Source organism: Sphingorhabdus sp. (genome assembly GCF_035329025.1).
Classification (GTDB): Bacteria; Pseudomonadota; Alphaproteobacteria; order Sphingomonadales; family Sphingomonadaceae; genus Sphingorhabdus_B.
The window spans coordinates 20,589-40,286 of the sequence record NZ_DAOLHN010000020.1 but is presented as its reverse complement, the minus strand read 5'-3'; the positions used below and the strand labels follow the sequence as shown (position 1 = coordinate 40,286).

Below are 19,698 nucleotides of genomic sequence, written 5' to 3'. Positions count from 1 at the left end.
GCACTTGGCGCCCAAAGTTGAGGTTCCCTAGCCCAAAATATCGAACAATGTCCGCCGGTTGATGCGGGCAAAGGCAGCCTGGGCCGCCTCCAGCGTGATGGACTGTGCGTTCAGCCGTGCAATTGCCGTTGGCAGGTCGGTATCTTCAAGTGAGGACTTTTCCGCGGCAATCGTAATGCCTCTTTCCGCATGCACTTCAGCGAGCCGATCCAGCCGGGCGGCATTGATTCCGATCTGTGCCTGCGCTGTCGCCAATTGGTCGATGGCACCATCGAGGGCAGTGAGCGAGGTTGCGATGGCAGCGCTGTTGCCCGCGCCGATCGCGCTTGCTGCGTCGCGTACATGCTGCGCCGCCGTTTGCCCGCCGCTGTCGAATAGGGCTGCTCTGGTGGGAACAGGCGCGAAAAGCGCATCATTATCAAACCGCATGAGGCGCGCGCTTCCGGTCGCAAATAACGGTTCACCCAAACTCGATTCGGTTGCGCCAATCCCATCAAGCTCATCCGCAATCGCCGATAGTTCGAGCGAAACGGCCGCCCGATCGGCCACCGTCAATGTTCCGTTTGAGGCGGACAGGGCCAATTCCTTGGCTCTCCCCAGAAGGTCGGATGCGGTCTTCAGCACACCTTCGGCCTGGGCCGTCAATGTGCGGGCGACATTCATATTGATCCCCCAAGCGACGGCATTCGCTTGCGTTGTCCGGAGCGCGGCCACTCTGGTTGCAGCTACGGGATCGTCTGATGCGCGCTGGATGCGCTTGCCCGTAGAAACCTGAATCTGCGTTTGCGCAATATCTTGCGCCAGTCTTGACTGGCCGGCGATTTCGCGGGTCATGCGGTTACCGGTGGCGTTGATCATCGCTGTGGTCCGTCAGAAAATGTTGAGAATGGACTGCATGGTTTCGCGCGCCACCTGCACGGTGCGCGCTGCAGCCTCATAGGCTTGTTGGAAACGGAGCAATTCTGCAGCTTCGCGATCGAGATCGACTTCGCCGACCATGTCGCGCGCGGCAAAGGCCCCGTCTCGCCGCGTCGAAGCGGCGGCATCCTGGGCGCGCGCACTGGCGGCCTGTTGCGCCTGCTGGCCAACCAAAGCCGCCCATCCGGCTTCGACACCAGTGCTCCCACGCAGATTGGCCAGTTGCAACGAATTACCATTCGATGCGGACGCATCGGCGGCTGCAACCGCGTCGGCGGTCAGCGCCACGGCCACCAAAGTCGCGGCGCTGGTTCCAGACAACAGCGCCGAGCCCGGGTTGCCATTGGCGTCGAGGCCGGACTGGTGCCAACCGTTAAGGTCGCTCGCGAATTGGGCGGCCAGTACATCGAGTGATGCAGTTTGCATGGCAATATGGTTGGCACCTTGCGACAGTCCGGCAAGTGTTCCGCCGCTGGGCGCCAGAGTGCCTCCGGGTGCGATGGCATAGGCAAGCTGACCATTGGCCAGTATTGAAACCGAAAGCGTCGACACCGAACCATTGGCAACCAATGGCAGGGCACCATCGCTAGCCAAAAGCGTCACGGCGCCACGCGCGTCAAAGCTGGCGGTTACCGGCAAGGCGGACGAAATCCTGTCGAGCAGGCGGTCACGCTCATCAAGCAGCTTTGCCTCATTGGCCGAACCCGCGCGCGCGCGCCGGAGCCCCTGATTGACTGCTTCCAGCGCTGTGAGATCGGTATTGAGGCTGTCGACAGTGATACTGGCGGACTGGGCTACGCCATTGGCCGCCGAACCCAAAGCAGCGGCCGTCCTGCGAAAGGCCGCTGCGCTATCGTCAACAGATTGCAGGAATTGGGCGCGCAAGGTGGCATTGGCAGGATCGGCGGCAAGCTGGTCTGCGGTCGTAAAGATGCGGGTCATGCTTTCGCCAATCCCGCCGATTCCGTCGTCGAGCGCCCTTTCGGTAGCGTCGATCGCGTCCAGCCGCGCACTGCTGCGATCGGCTTCGCCCGATGCCGTGCGCGCATCCTCGATCAGCCATGGGTCGACCGAGCGACGGACGCCTGCTGTCTCGACCCCGCCGGGGCGAATGCTGTTGCGTGAAAGGACGATTTCACCGGCTGCCGGGGCCTCACGCAATTCGATAGTGCGGCGCGCATAGCCGGGGGTCTGGGCATTGGCGATATTGTCACCGACAGTGGCCAGGGCCCGCGAATAGGCGCCCAGCCCCGATGCGCCGATGTTGAGGAGGTCGCTCATAAAGCACTCCTAAAGCTCCTCCCCTTCAGGGGAGGGGTTGGGGTGGGGTGTATCAGTTTTGGCGCTAGATCGAGAGACCCCACCCCCTGGCCCTCCCCTGAAGGGAGAGGGAGAGAGGCGAGTTGCCGCTCGATCATCGCGGCAATACCTATTGCCCCACGCTGTGCGAGGGCGTCTGCCGTCCGGGCATCGGCAAGCTCGCGATAGGTTGAGTTTGCCGATGAACCAAAAATGTCGTCCGCCAACGCACCTTTGCGCATTTCGCCGATCAACTGGCGAAGCATGACGGCTTCAAACGCAATCGCGGCTTTACGCAGCTCCGGATTGACCGGAGCTGCGCTGGGGGAGGGGCTCGATGAAACAGGCTGTATCATATGATTACCAATTCGGCTGTCAGCGCACCCGCCTGGTCGAGCGCTTCGAGGATCGCGACCAGATCGCCGGGGGGAACGCCGATACGGTTTATTGCATCCACAATTTCGGCAAGGTTTGCGCCGCCCTTGATCAGGAAGGCGGGGTTGGCAGGCTCCTCAACCTTGATGTCGCTCGATTGCTCAACGGCGGTTTCGCCGCGGCTGAACGGGGTCGGTTGAACGAGGGCTGGAGCCTCATCGACCCTGACCGTCAACTTGCCATGTGTGACTGCTGCAGCACCCACGCGAACCGCACCGTTGATGACGACAGTGCCGGTGCGGGCGTTTACGATAACGCGCGCGCGCGGCTCTGCGGCATCGATATTCAGCGCTTCGATCAGCGCAATCATCCGGGTGCGGGCATTGCCGCCCTGCGCCGCACGGATCTGAACCGTAGCCCCGTCCAGCACAGTGGCTGTTCCGGGACCAAAGGTCGTGTCGATGGCATCGGCAATCCGGCCAGCATTGGTCGCATCGAACTGGTGCAGGTTGAACAGCAAATGCTCTCCTGCAGTAAAGCCGGTGTCGACTGAACGTTCAACCGTCGCTCCGCCCTCGATCCGCCCCGCTGAAGGGATGTTGATCGACAGCTTGGAGCCGTCGGCGGCATCGACACCCAGTCCGCCCACGACAAGGTTTCCCTGCGCCATCGCGTAGATGCGGCCATCGGCTCCATAAAGCGGCGCCATCACCAGCGTGCCGCCGCGCAAGGATTTCGCCTTACCCATTGCGGAAATGGTGATGTCGAGGCGCTGGCCCGGTTTGGCAAATGGCGGCAGCTCTGCGGTGACCAGCACGGCGGCGGCATTTTTCAGGCTGGGGTTCACCCCTGGCGGGATTGTCAGGCCAAAGCGCGAGACAGCACCCTGCACGCCCTGTGTTGCGTAGATCAGGCTGTCATCACCGGTGCCGGCAAGGCCGACGACGATGCCATAGCCCGTCAGCTGGTTCGCGCGCAGCCCCTGGAACTGACCAAGATCCTTGATCCGTTCGGCATATACTGGATCGGAATATAGCGTGGCCATGGCGGCAAATAGGCAAAACAGCCGCTTCATCAGAACGGACTTATCTTTGAGAAGAAACGCTGCAGCCAACCCTGCTTGCTGGCGCGCGCGATTTCGCCCTTGCCGGTGTAGCGGATTTGCGCGTCGGCGACCCGGCTGGAAAGGATACGGTTGTCCGCAGAGATATCAGCAGCGCGGATGAGGCCTGAGAATTGAACCCTATCGTCGCCTCGATTGAGGGTAAGCATCTTCTCGCCCCGAACGAGCATGGTTCCATTGGGAAAGACGGCAGTGATCGTCACACTGACCTCTCCGTTCAAAGCGCTGGTCTGGGCGGCCTCGCCCTTTCCCTTGAACGACTGATCGCCACCCATATTTATATCTGTGGGTGAAAAAAGGCCGAGCGGTCCGGTAGCGGGTGGTGTCAGGCCGATCGAGCCGTTGCGGCCCGTGCTGGCGCTGTTGCTTTTTGAAGCTGAAATCCGCTCGACGAGCTGGATGGTAACAATATCCCCGACCGCACCGGCCCTGTTTCCAGAGGTCAATGGGGTATAACCATCACCCTGAAAGATTGCGCCGTTGGCGACAGTTGCCGCGGGTGCGCCCGGCGCGGCAGGTGCAAAGGAATCGGGTGCAGTTTTGGGCTTGGCGATGGCGGGGGAGGATAGTGCCAAAGCTGCTACCAAGAACCGTAGTGCTGAGCTTGTCGAAGCACGCCTCAAGGAACAGCGCAAGGCTGAGAGCCGCCCTTCGACAGGCTCAGGGCTGCGGTGAACTACGACACCAAGTTTACAAATTCTGTGCCGCATTGCGCATCATTTCGTCTGCCGCCTGGATCATCTTCGAATTGACCTCATAGGCGCGTTGGGTTTCGATCATGTCGACCAGTTCCTCGACGACATTGACGTTGGAGCTTTCAAGTGCGCCGCTGCGCAGCGTGCCACGGCCTTCAATTCCGGCGGCGCCAACTTGCGGCGCGCCCGATGCAGCAGTTTCAACCAACAGGTTGTTGCCGATGGCCTGCAACCCCGAAGGATTGACGAAGCGCGCGATTTCGATTTGGCCGAGCACGGTCGCTTCGGCCTGCCCCGGAACAGCGGCGGAAACGGTACCATCGGCGGCAATGGCTATCGCGCTCGCGCCATCGGGAATTTGAATTTGCGGTTGGATAGGCATGCCGTCCGGTGTGACGATATTGCCTTCCGCCGACAGGCTGAAATTGCCCGCGCGGGTATAGCCAATGCGACCATCGGGCATTTCGATCTGAAAAAATCCAGCGCCTTCGATGGCGACGTCGAGGCCATTGCCTGTGGTCGATACGGTTCCCGGCAGGTCTATTCGCGCCGTGCCGGTCATCTGCACCCCGGTGCCAAGGTTGAAGCCGACCGCGTAGAGGTTTTGCGACGAGGAGGGCGCTCCCGGAGTCAGCATCGCCTGATAGGCCAGCGTCTCGAAATTCGCCCGGTCGCGCTTGAACCCGGTGGTGTTGACGTTGGCGAGGTTATTCGCGATCACCTGCATGCGGAAATTCTGCGCGTCGAGCCCGGTGCGGGCGACATGAAGAGCGCCGATACCCATAAATTATCTCCTTATTGCGGAAGCTGCATCAGCTCTGCGGTCGCGGCGTCGAGGTCGCGGGCATCGCCGATCATCTTGAGTTGCACATCCCAGCTGCGGCTCGCCTCTATCATTTCAGTGAGCGCCAGCGTGGAATTGACATTCGATCCTTCGAGCGCGCCGCTTTTGACGCGAGCCTCCAGGTCTTCAGGCAGTATGCCGCCATCGGGAACGCGGAATAGCCCATCGAGGCCCTTCAGCACCGTCGATCCGACCGGGCTGGCCAGTTTCAGTTTGGCCACTTCCTGCGGCAATTGCGGATCGCCGCCCTGCGGCACAATCCAGACGCGGCCTTCGCGGTCGATGCGCAAGCTGTCGGCAGGTGGCACGATCACCGGGCCTTGCGTGCCGAGCACCGGATGCCCGTCGCCTGTCGTCAACAGCCCGCTTTCGGCGAGCTGTAGATCACCGCGCTTGGTATAGGCCTCATCGCCATTGGGGGCTTGCACGCCGAGCAGGGCATTGCCTTCGATGGATATGTCTAGCTCTCGGCCCGTTGCGATCACCGTCCCGGCGCGCATATCGGCCCCGATCACCTCTTCGCTGGTCACCGCACGCCCAACGACCTGCGGCCCGCGCAACCAGATCGCCTGTGCTTCGGCCATTTCGGCACGGAAACCGGGCGTCGAGACATTGGCGAGATTGTTCGCCGTCGCGGTCTGCCGCGCCTGTGCGCCGCGAAGCGCGGTGAGGCTTGTGTAGATCAGGCGGTCCATTCGGTGATCCTCCTGTTCTCCAAAACCGTAGTGCTGAGCCTGTCGAAGCACGGACCAAGGTTTAAGCCTTGGTGTCTGACTGAGAGATGCCCTTCGACAGGCCCAGGGCTACGGTTACATTTGAAGCTCATGTGCCCCACCCTTACCGGATGCTGACAATCGCCTGCGTCATGTTCGACGCGGTTTCGATTGCCTTGGCATTGGCCTGGAAATTGCGCTGCGCGGAAATCAGCGCGACCAGTTCTTCGGTCACATCGACATTGGCGCGTTCAAGCGCCCCCGAGCGGATCGTGCCCAGCGGGCCGTTGGTGGCGGCGTCGATGGCGGGCGGGCCGCTGTCGCCGGTCGATTGCCAATGCGCATCGCCTACAGGGCGTAGCCCCTCCTGCGCTGTAAAGCTCGCCATTGCGATCTTGCCCAGCACTTCATCCGAACCATCGGCATAAGTGGCCGTCACCAGCCCGTCGATCCCGATCGAGACATTGGCCAGCGCAACCGTGGGATTACCCGGAGCATTGGCAGGCAAGACGAAATCAAACGCGTCCGCCAAAGTGTTGCCGGTGACATTACCGGATGCGTCAACGGGCAACAGCTGCAGCGTTGAGCCGATGGTATCGACCACCTGACGGCTGGGAGTGACCTGAAAGGCGCCGTTGCGCGTATAGGTAACCGCTGCCCGTGGGGGATCACCTTGGGTTACAAAAAAGCCTTCCCCGGCGATGGCCAGGTCGAGCGTCCGGTCGGTTCCTTCCAGTGTCCCTTGTTTGAACTGCTGGACGACTGCGTTGAGGCGTGCGCCTTGTCCGGCAACCATCTTCGTGGTTTGCGTTGGCGCACTAGCGAACAGGTCACCAAATTGTGCGCGGCTCTTCTTGAAGCCGGTCGATCCGACATTGGCAAGGTTGTTCGAGGTTACCGAAAGGTCGGTTTGCGCGGCCTTCAGGCCGGATAGGGACGTGTAGAAAGACATGGGCTATTCTCCTTGTCAGGCGGCGGGCAACGTTGCCGCGCGAATGTCGGTCAGCAATTGGGTCTGCACCTTGATCTGGTCGGCGATCGATTTGAGCGAAGTGCTCATCTCTGAAATTCCGGCGACGCTTGAAAATTGCGCCATTTGCGCGACCATTGCCTGGTTATCGACCGGATCGAACGGATCCTGATGCTTGAGCTGGGTGGTCATCAGCTGCAGAAAATCACTCTGCCCAAGTTTCTTTTCGGCCGTGCCCTTGGGCATTACCGGCATGTTGCGGGCGTTGGTTGGCTGGATTGCGGTCATCGTCATTGTCCCAGTCTGAGGGTTTCGGAAATCAGGCCCTTTGCGGTCGAAAGCACCTGCACATTGTTTTGATAGTGGCGCGCGGTTTCGACCATCTCGACGAGCTCCGCCGCATTATCGACCGCAGCCTCCCAGACATTGCCGTCCTTGTCGGCAAGCGGGTGCGACGGGGCGTGGCGTTTGGTGGGTGCGGTGGTCGCTTGGGTCACTTGGTCCACCACAACAGTTGCGGTGCCGGCTTCGCCCATAATCGTGCGGAAGACAGGTTTCATTGCGCGATAGGCGCTCGCTTCGCTACCCGATACCGATCCGGCATTGGCCAGGTTGGAGGCAGTGGTGTTCAGCCGTACCAGCTGCGCCGCCATGGCGCGGCCGCTGATGTCGAAAATTGAAAGAGTGTTGGCCATCTTCATTCTCCCTTCAGCGCGCGCGACAGTGTGCCGATGCGGCCATTGAGGAAGGCAAGGCTTGATCGATAGGCGATGGCGTTTTCTGCGAAAGCGGTCTGCTCGGTCGCCATTTCGACAGTGTTGCCATCGAGCGACGGCTGAAGCGGAACGCGATAGGCAATGGCGCTTTCTGTCGACTGGCCTTGTTCGGCCAGCGCCAGCGCCTTTGAAAAATCAATATCCCGCGCCTTGTAATTGGGCGTTGCGGCATTGGCGATGTTCGAGGCGAGCATTGCCATGCGCTGGCTGCGCAGGTGCAGCGCCGTCGCATGGATACCAAAGATATCTGCCGTTGCCATTGCGCATTCCTTTCGGTTGCTTACCCAAAGCGGGCCTCGGCGAAAGAAGAGCAATGGCCGTGCCATTTGTAGAAATGCGACGTGAATTCAGATGGTAAGTGCCGTATGGCCGCAATCAGATTGGCACCTGCCAGAATTCCGACAGCCATCCTCACGGCCCGGCTCCATTGCTCAATAATCCGACGGCCAACGCAAGATGGCACGGGCGTTGCTGTGGGAAAGGCTGATCAGGAAAGGACCATTTTCATGCCCATTTTGATTACGATGCTGCCCCTTTTGCTCGCGACCCAGCCGGTGCTTGAGGACCTTGACGCGCTGGATGCGCGATTGGCCAAGGCGAGCGATGGAAGCGTAGCGCCGCTGGACCGGCGCCTGCGGCTCATGCGCTGTCCGGTGTCGCCGACGATTGAGCCCGCCGCCAAATCGACGCTGGAAATTGCCTGTCCGTCGCGCGGATGGCGGCTAAGTGTTCCGCTTGCTTCCGGAAATAGCGACGCAGCCCCAACACAACCCGTGTTGGTGCACCGCGGGGAGAGCGTGCAGGTGGCGATTATCGGCGATGACTTTACTGTCCAGTATCAAGCGGTCGCGACAGAAGCAGGGCGGCTCGGTGACATTGTGCGCGTCAAATTCGTCGGTTCCAACCGTCTGATGGCCGCAACCGTCGCGGGCAACGGCAAAGCGCAGATCATTGATTAGGGCCTGCCCTTTCTAAATCTCTGGTGCCGATCGCCGTTATTGCCTCTTGTGAAGCCGTTGGACAATTGACGGCGCATTGTGGGGTAAGGATGATGACGCAGCCCATTGGTTTCAACCCGCTCCGTGCCAGCCAGTCTGTCGCGAAATCGGCAGCTACACAGTTGGCGCAGCGGGATAGAACAGATGCCGCGCCACCGGTTCCGGTTGCGAAGCTGACCGCACTTGTCCATGATTTGGCGCTGCAGCCGCCGCCGGTGGACCACGCCCGGATCGCACAGCTCAGGCAGGCAATCGCTTCAGGCGACTATCGAGTCGATGTCCAAATGATTACCGGTGCCATGATCGACCATTTCGGCTGGACAAGGGCATGAGCGCCGAGAGCATCGAGGCTGTCCTCGATTGCCAGACCGACCTGATCACCGCGATTGATACACAGGACGCTGGCGCCATTGTTCGTGCGAGCGAGGCGCTGGCGGCGGCGGTTTCAAAACTCCGATATGTCGATAATTGGCCCGCCGATCCATTGGCGGCCGAACGGCTGCGCGTCGCCCTGCGCCAGAACCAGGCAGCTGCGATCCGGATCAACCTGATGGCGCACTGGACGCGTCAGAAAATTGACCGCTTGGCCGATCTACGCGGACAACGGGCGCATCAAAGCAGGTATAAATAGCTGTAATATATATGCTTAGTTGGCCATTTCCGCAAAATGGCACGGCCATTGCTGTAGCAACCGCATGGACCAGACCAGCCCGACATCCGCGATTTCAACGCCCGTGTTGCGCGCAATTAAACGTGCCTCACATCGCACGGGAGTAGATTTCGACTATATGCTCGATCAGGCGCGCATCGAGAGCGGCTTTCGCGCTGATGCCCGTGCCGCGACGTCCAGCGCGACTGGCCTGTACCAGTTCACCACCCAAACCTGGCTTGCCACCCTGAAACGCCATGGTGCAGCGCATGGTTATGGCTGGGCAGCCGAAGCTATCGAGCCTGGTGGACGCGGGACATACAAGGTTGCCGATGCCGGGCTGCGCCAGGCCGTCCTGGGCCTCCGCTCCGACCCCGATGCTGCGGCGGTGATGGCAGGCGAACTCGCCAGTGACAATCATGCGCATCTTGCAGATACACTCGGCCGCGCGCCCGAACCGGTCGATCTCTATCTCGCGCACTTTCTGGGAGCTGCAGGGGCGAGCGATTTCCTGAAAGCTTGGGCGGCAAACCCTGATCAAGCTGCAGCGCCGCTTTTCGCAAAAGCAGCGGCGGCAAACCGATCGATATTCTTTGACGCCAATGGGGGCGCGCGTTCGCTCGACGAAATCCGTCGCTCCTTTGCCCAAAAGCTTGATGGCAATGGCGTTACCCTAGCCAGCACCCAAAGAGTTTTGCGTAGCCATGCGGTGGCATCAATCGCACCCGCGTACACTCCGCCCCCGCTCCGCAGCATCGACCCCATGCCCAAAAGCCTATCGCTCGATTTCGCCCGCGAAGCCTATCGCAAGCTGGCAGCGATGCGGGGCGCGGGCACATGAACCAGCCGCTCTGGAAATCGCTCGCGACTGGCGCGGCCTTGCCTGCCGCCATCCTTGCGCTGGTGCTGTTGATGGTGGTGCCTGTTCCGGCGCTGCTGCTCGACATCGGTTTCATCACCAATATCATGATCAGTCTCGCTGTGTTGATGGTCGCGCTGTCGGCGGCCAAACCGCTCGACTTCTCGGCCTTCCCAACTGTGCTGTTGCTGGCAACGCTATTCCGCCTCGCACTCAACGTCGCCTCGACCCGCGTCGTGCTCGTTGACGGCCATCAGGGCGCGGCGGCGGCGGGGCATGTGATCGAGGCCTTCGGGGCATTCCTGATCGGCGGCGATTATGTCGTCGGGCTGTTCGTTTTCGCTGTGCTGATGATCATCAATCTTGTTGTGATCACCAAAGGCGCGGGCCGCGTGTCGGAGGTTTCGGCGCGCTTCACGCTCGATGCGCTTCCCGGCAAGCAGATGGCGATCGACGCTGATCTCAACGCCGGGTTGCTTTCCCCAGACGAGGCCAAAGCACGGCGGCAGGAGGTTGCGACCGAGGCCGACTTTTACGGATCGATGGATGGTGCGTCCAAATTCGTGAAGGGCGATGCAGTCGCAGGCCTGCTGATCCTGTTCGTCAACATAATCGGCGGCCTTATACTTGGCGTCATCAGCCATGATCTTTCGCTCGGCGAAGCGGCGCGGACTTATATTGCGCTGGCAATCGGTGACGCACTGGTTGCGCAAATCCCGGCGTTGCTGCTGTCGATCGCCGCCGCCGCGATCGTCACCCGCGTTGCATCACCGTTCGATCTCAGCGGCCAGATTGGCAGCCAGTTCGGCCAGTGGCGAGCCTGGGCACCGGTCGCGGCGATACTGGGCCTCCTCGGCTTGATTCCGGCCATGCCGCAGTCTGTCGTGCTGCCGACTGCGGCGATTGCCGGCGGGATATGCTGGCTCTTGCGCCGCCGCGAACTGCACGCTCAGGCCGCACCGCCAAAAATTGCAGCAACGCCGGAACCGCATGAAATCGCATGGGAGGATGTCTGCGATACGGCGCCGGTTTCGCTGGAACTTGGCTATGCGCTGGTCGGGCTGGTGGACGAGCGGAAACGCGCTCCGCTGATGGCACGGATCACCGCGGTACGTCGCCAGCTTTCGCGTGAACTCGGCTTCGTCCTGCCCCCGGTCAAGGTGTCCGACGATCTTGCGCTCGACGGGAACAGCTATCGGATACGGATTGGCGGCGTCGTGGTCGGGAATGGTCAGGTCTGGCCCAATGAACTGCTCGCCCTTGCCGCCGGGGATACGCTGGAGCCGATTCCGGGGCGCGCCTGCAAAGACCCCAGCTTCGGCCTCGATGCGCTTTGGATCGCAGCGGAGCGGCAGGTCGATGCCATCGCCAATGGTTATACCGTCGTGGATCCGGCAACGGTGATCGCAACGCATCTCAACCAGCTGCTCGCGCGGTCGGCAGCCGACCTCTTCGGCCTCGACGAGGCGCAGGCGCTGGTTGGCACGTTGAAGTCCGGCTATCCGCAACTGGCGCAGGGCCTTACACCGCAGCCTTATCCGCTTGCGACGATTTCTGCACTCTGCCGCTCCTTGCTTTCCGAACGCGTACCTTTGCGGGATTTCCGCGCGCTGGCTTCCGCGATGATATCGGCCGGTCGGCCCGACATGCCGGTCCCCGAACTTGTCGAGGCGGTGCGGCGGCAACTGGGCGGGCTGATTGTGCAGACCATTGTTCCCGCGCAGATGCCACTGCCTGCGGTAACCGTCGACCCTGAACTGGAAGCATTGCTCAACCAGTCGGTTCGCGCCGCACCCGATGCTGCCTGGCCGATCGAGCCCGATTTGGCGCGCAAGATCGTGGCCGCGATTGGCGAGGCAGTGGAGCCGCTGCTGCTGGCTGCGCGCGCTTTTGCCGTCATTGTCTCGCCGCTTTGCCGCCCTGCGTTGGCGCGGCTTTTGCGGACGCAATTCACCGACGTTGCGGTGCTCTCCTTCCTCGAAATCCCTGACGCAAAGGCGGTCGAAATCATCGCCACCGTCGGTGGTCGGCACGAAGAGCCCGCGCTTCCCCATCCGGACCAGACTGAAAAGGACCAATGATCGATGTTGCATATACCTCCCGAAAAATTCGGTCGGCGCGACAGTGCGCAAATCGGCTATGCCAGCAACCGGGCTGAAGAACTGATTGCCAGCCATGGCGCGATGGTGCGTCGCATCGCCTGGCACGTGCATTCGCGCGTCTCGGCATCTGCGGAACTGGAAGACCTGATACAGATCGGCCTGATCGCCTTGATTGAGGCTGCGCGCAGCTATGAAGATCGCGGCCATGCCTTTGCCACTTATGCCTCGATGCGTGTACGCGGGGCGATGATCGACCAGTTGCGGCGCGAGGCAAAGATGAGCCGCACAGCGATGGCAAGCCGTCGAAAGATTGCGGATACCCGCACGAGGCTTGAACAAACTTTCCTGCGTACCCCCGACAGTATCGAAATGGCCGAAGCCATGGGACTGTCTCTGTCGGCATATCTTGACCTTGAAACCGGAAGCCAGCCTATTGAGCAAGCCAGCATAGATGATCACTATAGCGACCTGGACCCCTTGTTTAGTGATTCAGCTGAAGCGACTGATTTGCGATTGGAGCGTGAGCAACTGAGCGCTTTGCTTGCACAACAGCTTTCCGAATTGCCCGAGCGCGAGGCCATGGTGCTGCAGCTTTTCTTTGTTGAGGAAATGAACCTGCACGAAATTGGTGCTGTCTTGGGAATTGGAGCGCCGAGAGTTTGCCAAATCAAAAAAGCCGCGCTTGCGCAGCTCCGGATCACACTTTCAGACCTTATCTGAAACGTTGTTTCGCCGTGTAACGCCGCTAACGGCATATTAACCATCTCGGCGCATAGAGGAGCGGGAAGCAACGGGCACAAGCCTGATTTTAGGACCAGTATATGGACAATTTGCGCGGATTTGGGCCTTTTGGAGATAGCCAGGAAGGCTATGGCCATTATGATTCCGATGCGCCGTCTTATGCCAGTTTTGAAGAGCAGGAAGACGCCGCAATCGAGCCGCCGCCAGTTATATCTGGTGACGAACGCCGCATGCAGGTGCGCGCCTATAATTTCTGGACGTCACATTTGGGTGAGGGCAACTATCCCAATATCGAAGAACTTGAGCCCGAAAATGTCGAGGATTTCCGGGACTTTTCAGTACTGCTCGACTTTACCTCGGGCGTAGAAAACCCTTCGATCCAATATCTGGGCGAAGCGCTGCGTAACGAATGCGGGCTAACCGACGATATTACCTATCTTGATCAGGTCCCGCCACGCTCATTGCTCTCCCGCATTACCGACCATTATTTGCAGATTATCGCCAACCGCGCACCGATCGGTTTTGAAGCCGAGTTTGTGAACGAGCGCGGCGTGAACATCATGTATCGCGGCATCTTGCTGCCTTACTCGTCGGACGATGACACGATCGATTTCATCTATGGTGTCATCAACTGGAAAGAGGGTGCGCCGGCGGAGATCGCTGCACCGCTGGCGGCTGAAGTGGAAGCCGCGCTGGCTGCGGTGCCCGTTCGCAAGGATCATGTGCCGGTATGGGCTGACGGTCCGGCAGCAACCGACGCGGACATTGATACCTCTCTGGAAGAGCCTCAGAATGAGGACGAGCTTGTCCTCGACGCCAGCTTCGCAGATGCCGCATATGCCCCCGCGCTGATTGAAGAAGTCGAACCGGACGAAGGCTCCAGCCTTGCTGACTGGTTGCAGGTCGCGCGTGACAGTGCCGATATCGCGCGCGATGCCGATGCGCGCAGTCGCGATACGCTCTATCGCGCGATTGGTCGTGCCTATGATTTCTCGTTGGCGGCGGAACGCTATCCGGCGGACTATGCAGAAATGCTCGCTGACAACGGCATAACGGTGCAGGAACGTGCGCCGATGACGCCGATCGTGAAGCTGATTTTCGGCGCGGGCTATGACAAGACTCGCCTGACCGAATTTGCTGCGGCGCTCGATTATGCGCATCGCAACAGTGTAACGGCCGGCCAATTTGCCGATCTGCTGTCAAAGCATGACGGCGGTCTCAAAGGCATTGTCCAGGCCGAACGGCGCGCTCGCAAGGTCCAAAAGGGCGAGCATGTCAAACCTGTCGAGCTCGATCCACGTCCGCGCTTGCGCGCCGCACGAGCCCGCGATCTCATCGAATTTGCACATGGGAATGACGAGTTTGTAGTTCTGGTCGCGCGACGGGATGCAAACGGGCATGTGGCGATCGTCGGTTCGATGGAAGATGCCGGTCTTACCGACAAGGTGCTTGCAAAAACCGTTATCTGACCGGTCGGGTCAATCGCGAACCATCGTCAATTTGACTTGGGCAGTGCCGCTGCGGTGCATGCCCAGTTCCTTGGCGGCAGCATAGGACAGGTCGATAATCCGGCCTCGTCCCCACGGTCCGCGATCATTGACGCGTACGATGACTTCGCGGCCATTGCCCAGATGCGTTACCTTCACACGCGTGCCAAAAGCAACCGTCCGGTGCGCAGCGGTATAATCAGACGGGTTGAACATCTCTCCACTGGCGGTGCGGCGTCCGGCTAGTTCATTGCCATAATAGCTGGCATGGCCGCTGCCCAGATCAGCATCGGCGGTGGCTTGGGCCGCAAATGGGGCAGCGAGCAACAGTGCGCTGAAAAATACCGTTTTCATTCCCGCCCCTGCGACTGTCAGATGTTCGTGCAAGTTTGAAACGGCTGAAATCGCGTGTCTATCACTGCGCGATATTGAGAGATTTTTGCGCGACGACCGGTCTAGCCGCACTGCGCGCGGTGGAGCAGCTTCTGGTCCGCCAGCACCAGCGCCATCATCGCTTCGACAACCGGCGTCCCGCGGATACCCACGCAGGGGTCATGTCGGCCCTTGGTGACGATCTCGGTTGCCTCGCCCTCGCGGGTCACGGTGTCGACAGGGGTGAGGATCGAGCTGGTCGGTTTGAAGCCGACGCGGCACACCACCGCCTGGCCAGTTGAAATTCCGCCCGCAATGCCGCCCGCATTATTGGCAAGGAAGACCGGCTGGTTGGTTCCGGGGCGCATCGGATCGGCATTTTGCTCGCCGCGAAAACGTGCGGCTTCGAAGCCTGCACCGATTTCCACTGCCTTGACCGCGTTGATGCCCATCATCGCCGAGGCTAGCTCACTGTCGAGCTTGGCATAGAGTGGAGCGCCCCAGCCGGGCGGGACGCCGGTCGCGACACATTCGACGACTGCGCCGAGCGAAGATCCCGCCTTGCGTGCCTCGTCGACCATCTTCTCCCACCGTCCGGCCGCAGCCTCATCGGGGCACCAGAAGGGGTTTTTGTCGATTTGGCTTTTCTCGAAATTGCCGCGATCAATCGCATCGCCACCAATCTCGACGACATAGGCGAGGATTTCAACCTCGGGGATGACTGCGCGCGCCACTGCCCCCGCCGCCACCCGCGCGGCGGTTTCGCGCGCCGAACTCCGCCCGCCGCCGCGATAGTCGCGAAAGCCATATTTGGCGTCATAGCTGTAATCGGCATGTCCGGGGCGATAGGCCTTGGCGACTTCGGAATAATCCTTCGACCGCTGATCGACATTTTCGATCATCAAGCTGATTGGCGTGCCGGTGGTGCGGCCCTCGAAGATTCCGGAAAGGATGCGAACCTGATCGGGCTCCTGTCGCTGCGTGGTGAATTTGCTGGTGCCGGGGCGCCGCTTGTCGAGGAAGGGCTGGATATCGGCTTCGGACAGCGCAATTCCCGGCGGGCAACCATCGACCACCGCACCCAGCGCCGGCCCGTGGCTTTCGCCCCAGGTGGTGAAACGGAAAACATGGCCGAATGTGTTGAAACTCATCTTACCTCTCGGGCCCGAAAGCCGGTGCATAGCGTGCGCGGCCGCTTTCGGGAAGTCGCACGCTTTTGTCCAGCAAAAGCGCCATGAAATGCGGGCCGGCAAAGGGGGAGGCGAAGGGGCGGGCAGTTGCGGCGCTATAGCCGAAGCGCGGATAATAGTCGGGATGGCCGAGGACGAAGCTGATCTGGATGTCTTTGGTTTGCAACATCTCAAGGCCGCGCCAGATCAAAGCCGATCCGACACCTCCGCTGTGCAGTTCGGGCAGCACGCCTACAGGGGCAAGCCCGGCACCTTTCAGAACCACACCATCGGCTTCAACCTCCATCCGGCTGAACAGTGCATGGCCGATAATCTGGCCGTCCGCTTCGGCAACCAGCGACACCAGCGCATCGCCATCGGCATGGACCGTGCGGACCAGATCGGCTTCGCCCTGATGGCCGAATGCGGTGCTGGCAAAGGCGGCACGGTGGACGGCATCGACTACATCAAAATCGGCGGGTCCGATCGGGCGGATGATCATGCGTCGTCGGATGGCTTCACCCTGACCTTTCGATACTTGACCTGCTCCTTGCCGATCCAGGTGCGCAAGGCTCGGTAGATGATGACGGCTGCGGCGACCGCAAGCACCCGTCCGGCATGCGGGTGATTGTAAGCTCCGCCAAAGCGCCCGCCGAAAACAAAGGCGGCAACCACGAACAGGAAACCCGCCGCCGACACAAAGCCATCAAGCACTGGCGGCAGGCCTTCCCAGAAACGCTTTGCATGCAGGTAGCCAAACAGGCCGACAATGATAGTCGCACCGGCAAGGAGGAGAACCAGTTCGTTGCTATGCCCTTCGAACATACTCGCCCTCCAATTTGCGCTCAACCTAATGCTATATCAGGAGCATCCTCCTGCTTCATCCCTACCGTATGATAGCCCGCATCGACATGGTGCGTTTCGCCGGTGACACCCGCTGCCAGGTCGGACAGGAAATAGAGCGCCGACGCGCCGACATCGTCGATCGTGACATTGCGACGCAGCGGAGAATTCAGTTCGTTCCATTTGAGGATATAACGGAAATCGCCGATGCCCGAAGCTGCCAGCGTCTTGATCGGCCCCGCCGAAATTGCATTGACGCGGATACCATCGGGGCCGACGTCGTTGGCGAGATATTTCACACTGGCTTCGAGCGCTGCCTTGGCAACGCCCATGACATTATAATGCGGAACCACCTTTTCAGCGCCATAATAGCTGAGCGTCAGCATCGATCCGCCGCCCTTGCCGGTTTCGGGATCGAAGGGAACCATCATCGCAGCAGCACGCTTGGCGACAGCGGTGAAGCTGTAGACGCTGATATTCATCGTCATCAGGAAGTCGTCGAGCGAGACATCGAAATATTTGCCGCGAAGGGCATCCTTGTTCGTGAAGCCGATGGCGTGGACGACAAAATCGATCGTCGGCCAGCGTGCCGCCAGTTTCTCAAACGCCGCATCAAGATTGGCCATGTCCGAAACATCGCAATCGATCAGGAAATCGCAGCCCAATTGCTCGGCAAGCGGACGGACGCGCTTTTCCATCACTTCGCCCTGATAGCTGATTGCCAGCTCCGCACCTTCGGCCTTCAGCCGCTGCGCAATGCCCCATGCAAGCGACTTGTCATTGGCGAGGCCCATGATGAGGCCGCGCTTTCCTGCCATCAAACCGGTCATGTCTGGATGAACTCCTGATTGTCTTTTCCTGATCCCCGGCTATCCTTTAGGCCATTTTCGGTGGCGTTGGCCAGAGCGGCGTTCAATTGTGCACCGGTGACCATGCCGAGGCCGACAAGATAGAAGAAAATCAGCGCGATCATCACCCCCGCGAGGCTGCCATAAGTCAGATCGTAGTTGGTGATCGAGGATACGAACCAGGGTAGCACCATCGTGCAGCCGACCCACCATCCGCTGACCAGCACCGCGCCGGGCCATTTGGGGTAAAGCCGCCCGCGATATTTGCGCGGCGCGAGGCCACGATAGATGGTGTAAATGGCGAGGAAGAGAATGGCGAAGGGGATGATCCGGCCCCAGGCGAAATAATCCGCTGTACGTTCGGCCGCAGGGATGAAGCGATAGACAAGATCTTCGATGGTAACTACCAGCACCTGCGCGGAAAAGGCCATCATCGCCAGAATGACCGCAGCAACGATCACGACAAAGCTACCGAGGCGGTATTGCCAGAACCAGCGCTCTGGCTGGGTCCCGTAAGCGCGGTGTAGAACGTCGCGGATTGTTTCAATGAGGCTGGTCGTGGTCCACAGGCTGACAACCGCGCTCAACCATAAAATTGGTCCTGATCGCGCCGACATGGCTGCATGCACAGGTTCGGCAAGTGCGGCCTCGACGCTTTTGGGGACGGTTTCGAAAAAGGCATCGATCAGGGCGAGCCCGGATTCGGTTTGTCCTAAACTGCCAGCGATGGCGGCGGCGACGATACAGAATGCAAACAGGGCAACAATCGACAGATAGGCGAAATTCCCGGCATGGACGAAGCCGTCACTATAGACGCCGACGACAACGCGGCGGACCACTTCCTTGGCTTGATGCCAGGGGTCAAGATGATGGAACCACTGATCCTCGCTCTCCGGATGTGGGCGCGGATCGTGCGCGCGTGCCTCGGGCGAGAGAGGGGAGTGTTCAGAGACCAAGGTCGGAACGGATGTTCGGATCGTCGGGCAGAGCTTCGGCCAAGGCTGCGAGCGCTGCCGTGTCGGCAGGCAAGCGGATGTGCAGCGTCACCAACTGATCGCCGCGCTCTCCGCCCTTTTTCGCAAAACCTCTGCCCTTGATGCGCATCGTGGTGCCCGATTGTGCGCCAGCAGGCACGCTTAGCATCACGGCGCCGTCGATGGTTGGCACCTTTACCTTTGCACCTTTGATCGCCTCTTTCAGGCTGATCGGCAGTTCTAGGCGGATATTGTCTCCGTCACGCTCGTAAAAGGGGTGCTTGCCGATTTTCAGCGTGACCATGGCGTCACCATTGCCGCCCGGGCCGGGTTGGCCTTTGCCTGGAATACGGATCTGTTGGCCGCTGACGGCTCCCGCAGGAAGTTTGAACTCAACCGTCTTGCCGTCGCGAAGCGTGATCCGCTGGGGTTCCAGCTTGGCTGCATCGGTAAAGGCGACGAGATGTTCGTAGGCAATGTTCGCGCCCTTGGGCGGCGGTCCCGGTTGGGGCCTTGGGCCACCCGGCCGGGCACCCGCGCCTCCGCCGAAGAGGCCATCAAAAATATCGCCAAGGTCGATGCCACCGCCAAATTCAAAACCGCCCTGTCCGGGTCGCGCGCCACCGCTGAACGGGCTGCCACCGCCAAAGCCTGCACCGAAAGGCGAGCGCGGCTGGCCGTTCTCATCGATTTCGCCGCGATCAAATTGACCGCGCTTTTGCGGATCAGAGAGCAGGTCATAGGCGTGGGTAATTTCGGCAAAGCGCTCGGCTGCCTTGGGATTATCCTGGTTCCTGTCGGGGTGCAGTTCCTTGGCAAGCTTGCGATAGGCGCTCTTGATCGCCTTCTCGTCTGCGCCCTTTGAAACGCCCAATATGGAATATGGATCGGCCATTCTGGTCCCTGTTGTTCAAGCTCTCTGTATTAGATTGGCATTACAGCG

The 19,698-nt window shown here is 60.4% G+C and carries 25 protein-coding genes; 7 read left to right on the top strand and 18 right to left on the bottom strand.

Going from position 1 to position 19,698, the window contains the following annotated elements; all coding sequences use genetic code 11:
- Positions 1 to 27: 27 nt before the first annotated feature.
- From PKC81_RS07465 to PKC81_RS07415, 11 genes are all read right to left on the bottom strand, one after another.
- Positions 28 to 858: a flagellin gene (locus PKC81_RS07465; protein ID WP_324334649.1), complete on the bottom strand. Its 831-nt coding sequence runs from the start codon at positions 856 to 858 to the stop codon at positions 28 to 30.
- A gap of 12 nt (positions 859 to 870) precedes the next feature.
- Positions 871 to 2,199 (bottom strand): flagellar hook-associated protein FlgK, encoded by a 1,329-nt coding sequence (gene flgK, locus PKC81_RS07460; protein ID WP_324334647.1) that lies wholly within the window; start codon positions 2,197 to 2,199, stop codon positions 871 to 873.
- Positions 2,196 to 2,573, bottom strand: a complete 378-nt coding sequence (locus PKC81_RS07455; RefSeq protein WP_324334645.1) for a rod-binding protein — start codon at positions 2,571 to 2,573, stop codon at positions 2,196 to 2,198. The genes flgK and PKC81_RS07455 overlap by 4 nt, the downstream gene beginning before the upstream one ends.
- Positions 2,570 to 3,667, bottom strand: a complete 1,098-nt coding sequence (locus PKC81_RS07450) for a flagellar basal body P-ring protein FlgI (RefSeq protein ID WP_324334643.1) — start codon at positions 3,665 to 3,667, stop codon at positions 2,570 to 2,572. The genes PKC81_RS07455 and PKC81_RS07450 overlap by 4 nt, the downstream gene beginning before the upstream one ends.
- Positions 3,667 to 4,290: a flagellar basal body L-ring protein FlgH gene (locus PKC81_RS07445; protein ID WP_324334641.1), complete on the bottom strand. Its 624-nt coding sequence runs from the start codon at positions 4,288 to 4,290 to the stop codon at positions 3,667 to 3,669. Before PKC81_RS07445 ends, PKC81_RS07450 begins: the two co-directional genes overlap by 1 nt.
- A 115-nt stretch (positions 4,291 to 4,405) precedes the next feature.
- On the bottom strand, positions 4,406 to 5,194 hold the full coding sequence (gene flgG, locus PKC81_RS07440) for a flagellar basal-body rod protein FlgG (protein WP_324334639.1): 789 nt from the start codon (positions 5,192 to 5,194) through the stop codon (positions 4,406 to 4,408).
- A gap of 11 nt (positions 5,195 to 5,205) precedes the next feature.
- A complete protein-coding gene (gene flgF, locus PKC81_RS07435) occupies positions 5,206 to 5,949 on the bottom strand; it encodes a flagellar basal body rod protein FlgF (protein WP_324334637.1) in 744 nt (247 codons plus the stop codon).
- A 142-nt stretch (positions 5,950 to 6,091) separates the two neighbouring features.
- Positions 6,092 to 6,919 (bottom strand): flagellar hook-basal body complex protein, encoded by an 828-nt coding sequence (locus PKC81_RS07430; protein WP_324334635.1) that lies wholly within the window; start codon positions 6,917 to 6,919, stop codon positions 6,092 to 6,094.
- Positions 6,920 to 6,934: 15 nt separating this feature from the next.
- On the bottom strand, positions 6,935 to 7,231 hold the full coding sequence (locus PKC81_RS07425) for a flagellar hook capping FlgD N-terminal domain-containing protein (RefSeq protein ID WP_324334633.1): 297 nt from the start codon (positions 7,229 to 7,231) through the stop codon (positions 6,935 to 6,937).
- Positions 7,228 to 7,632 carry a flagellar basal body rod protein FlgC gene (gene flgC, locus PKC81_RS07420; RefSeq protein ID WP_324334631.1) on the bottom strand — a complete coding sequence of 135 codons (405 nt, stop codon included), beginning with the start codon at positions 7,630 to 7,632 and terminating at the stop codon, positions 7,228 to 7,230. The genes PKC81_RS07425 and flgC overlap by 4 nt, the downstream gene beginning before the upstream one ends.
- A gap of 2 nt (positions 7,633 to 7,634) precedes the next feature.
- Entirely contained in the window at positions 7,635 to 7,973 is a 339-nt protein-coding gene (locus PKC81_RS07415; RefSeq protein WP_324334629.1) for a flagellar basal body protein, read from the bottom strand.
- 246 nt (positions 7,974 to 8,219) lie between these two features.
- On the opposite strand from PKC81_RS07415, the gene PKC81_RS07410 reads away from it, so the two are divergent.
- From PKC81_RS07410 to PKC81_RS07380, 7 genes are all read left to right on the top strand, one after another.
- Positions 8,220 to 8,672: a flagella basal body P-ring formation protein FlgA gene (locus PKC81_RS07410; RefSeq protein WP_324334628.1), complete on the top strand. Its 453-nt coding sequence runs from the start codon at positions 8,220 to 8,222 to the stop codon at positions 8,670 to 8,672.
- A gap of 89 nt (positions 8,673 to 8,761) precedes the next feature.
- Positions 8,762 to 9,043 carry a flagellar biosynthesis anti-sigma factor FlgM gene (flgM, locus tag PKC81_RS07405; protein ID WP_324334626.1) on the top strand — a complete coding sequence of 94 codons (282 nt, stop codon included), beginning with the start codon at positions 8,762 to 8,764 and terminating at the stop codon, positions 9,041 to 9,043.
- A complete protein-coding gene (locus tag PKC81_RS07400) occupies positions 9,040 to 9,342 on the top strand; it encodes a hypothetical protein (protein WP_324334624.1) in 303 nt (100 codons plus the stop codon). The genes flgM and PKC81_RS07400 overlap by 4 nt, the downstream gene beginning before the upstream one ends.
- A 64-nt stretch (positions 9,343 to 9,406) precedes the next feature.
- Positions 9,407 to 10,201, top strand: a complete 795-nt coding sequence (locus PKC81_RS07395) for a lytic transglycosylase domain-containing protein (protein WP_324334622.1) — start codon at positions 9,407 to 9,409, stop codon at positions 10,199 to 10,201.
- Positions 10,198 to 12,300 (top strand): flagellar biosynthesis protein FlhA, encoded by a 2,103-nt coding sequence (gene flhA, locus PKC81_RS07390; RefSeq protein WP_324334620.1) that lies wholly within the window; start codon positions 10,198 to 10,200, stop codon positions 12,298 to 12,300. Before PKC81_RS07395 ends, flhA begins: the two co-directional genes overlap by 4 nt.
- A 3-nt stretch (positions 12,301 to 12,303) precedes the next feature.
- A complete protein-coding gene (locus PKC81_RS07385) occupies positions 12,304 to 13,041 on the top strand; it encodes a FliA/WhiG family RNA polymerase sigma factor (protein WP_324334618.1) in 738 nt (245 codons plus the stop codon).
- A 101-nt stretch (positions 13,042 to 13,142) separates the two neighbouring features.
- A complete protein-coding gene (locus tag PKC81_RS07380) occupies positions 13,143 to 14,531 on the top strand; it encodes a hypothetical protein (RefSeq protein ID WP_324334616.1) in 1,389 nt (462 codons plus the stop codon).
- Positions 14,532 to 14,540: 9 nt separating this feature from the next.
- On the opposite strand, the gene PKC81_RS07375 is transcribed toward PKC81_RS07380, so the two are convergent.
- The 7 genes from PKC81_RS07375 to PKC81_RS07345 all read right to left on the bottom strand — a co-directional run bounded on the left by PKC81_RS07375 (position 14,541) and on the right by PKC81_RS07345 (position 19,650).
- Entirely contained in the window at positions 14,541 to 14,903 is a 363-nt protein-coding gene (locus PKC81_RS07375; protein WP_324334614.1) for a septal ring lytic transglycosylase RlpA family protein, read from the bottom strand.
- Positions 14,904 to 15,004: 101 nt separating this feature from the next.
- Positions 15,005 to 16,072 (bottom strand): chorismate synthase, encoded by a 1,068-nt coding sequence (aroC, locus tag PKC81_RS07370; protein ID WP_324334612.1) that lies wholly within the window; start codon positions 16,070 to 16,072, stop codon positions 15,005 to 15,007.
- Position 16,073: 1 nt separating this feature from the next.
- Positions 16,074 to 16,592 (bottom strand): N-acetyltransferase, encoded by a 519-nt coding sequence (locus tag PKC81_RS07365; RefSeq protein ID WP_324334609.1) that lies wholly within the window; start codon positions 16,590 to 16,592, stop codon positions 16,074 to 16,076.
- The gene (locus tag PKC81_RS07360; protein WP_324334607.1) at positions 16,589 to 16,915 is read right to left on the bottom strand and encodes a hypothetical protein; all 327 of its coding nucleotides are present in this window, start codon (positions 16,913 to 16,915) and stop codon (positions 16,589 to 16,591) included. The genes PKC81_RS07365 and PKC81_RS07360 overlap by 4 nt, the downstream gene beginning before the upstream one ends.
- Before the next feature lie 20 nt (positions 16,916 to 16,935).
- A complete protein-coding gene (gene fabI, locus PKC81_RS07355) occupies positions 16,936 to 17,763 on the bottom strand; it encodes an enoyl-ACP reductase FabI (RefSeq protein ID WP_324334605.1) in 828 nt (275 codons plus the stop codon).
- The gene (locus tag PKC81_RS07350; RefSeq protein WP_324334603.1) at positions 17,760 to 18,737 is read right to left on the bottom strand and encodes a YihY/virulence factor BrkB family protein; all 978 of its coding nucleotides are present in this window, start codon (positions 18,735 to 18,737) and stop codon (positions 17,760 to 17,762) included. Before PKC81_RS07350 ends, fabI begins: the two co-directional genes overlap by 4 nt.
- On the bottom strand, positions 18,727 to 19,650 hold the full coding sequence (locus tag PKC81_RS07345) for a DnaJ C-terminal domain-containing protein (protein WP_324334601.1): 924 nt from the start codon (positions 19,648 to 19,650) through the stop codon (positions 18,727 to 18,729). The genes PKC81_RS07350 and PKC81_RS07345 overlap by 11 nt, the downstream gene beginning before the upstream one ends.
- Positions 19,651 to 19,698: the final 48 nt, after the last annotated feature.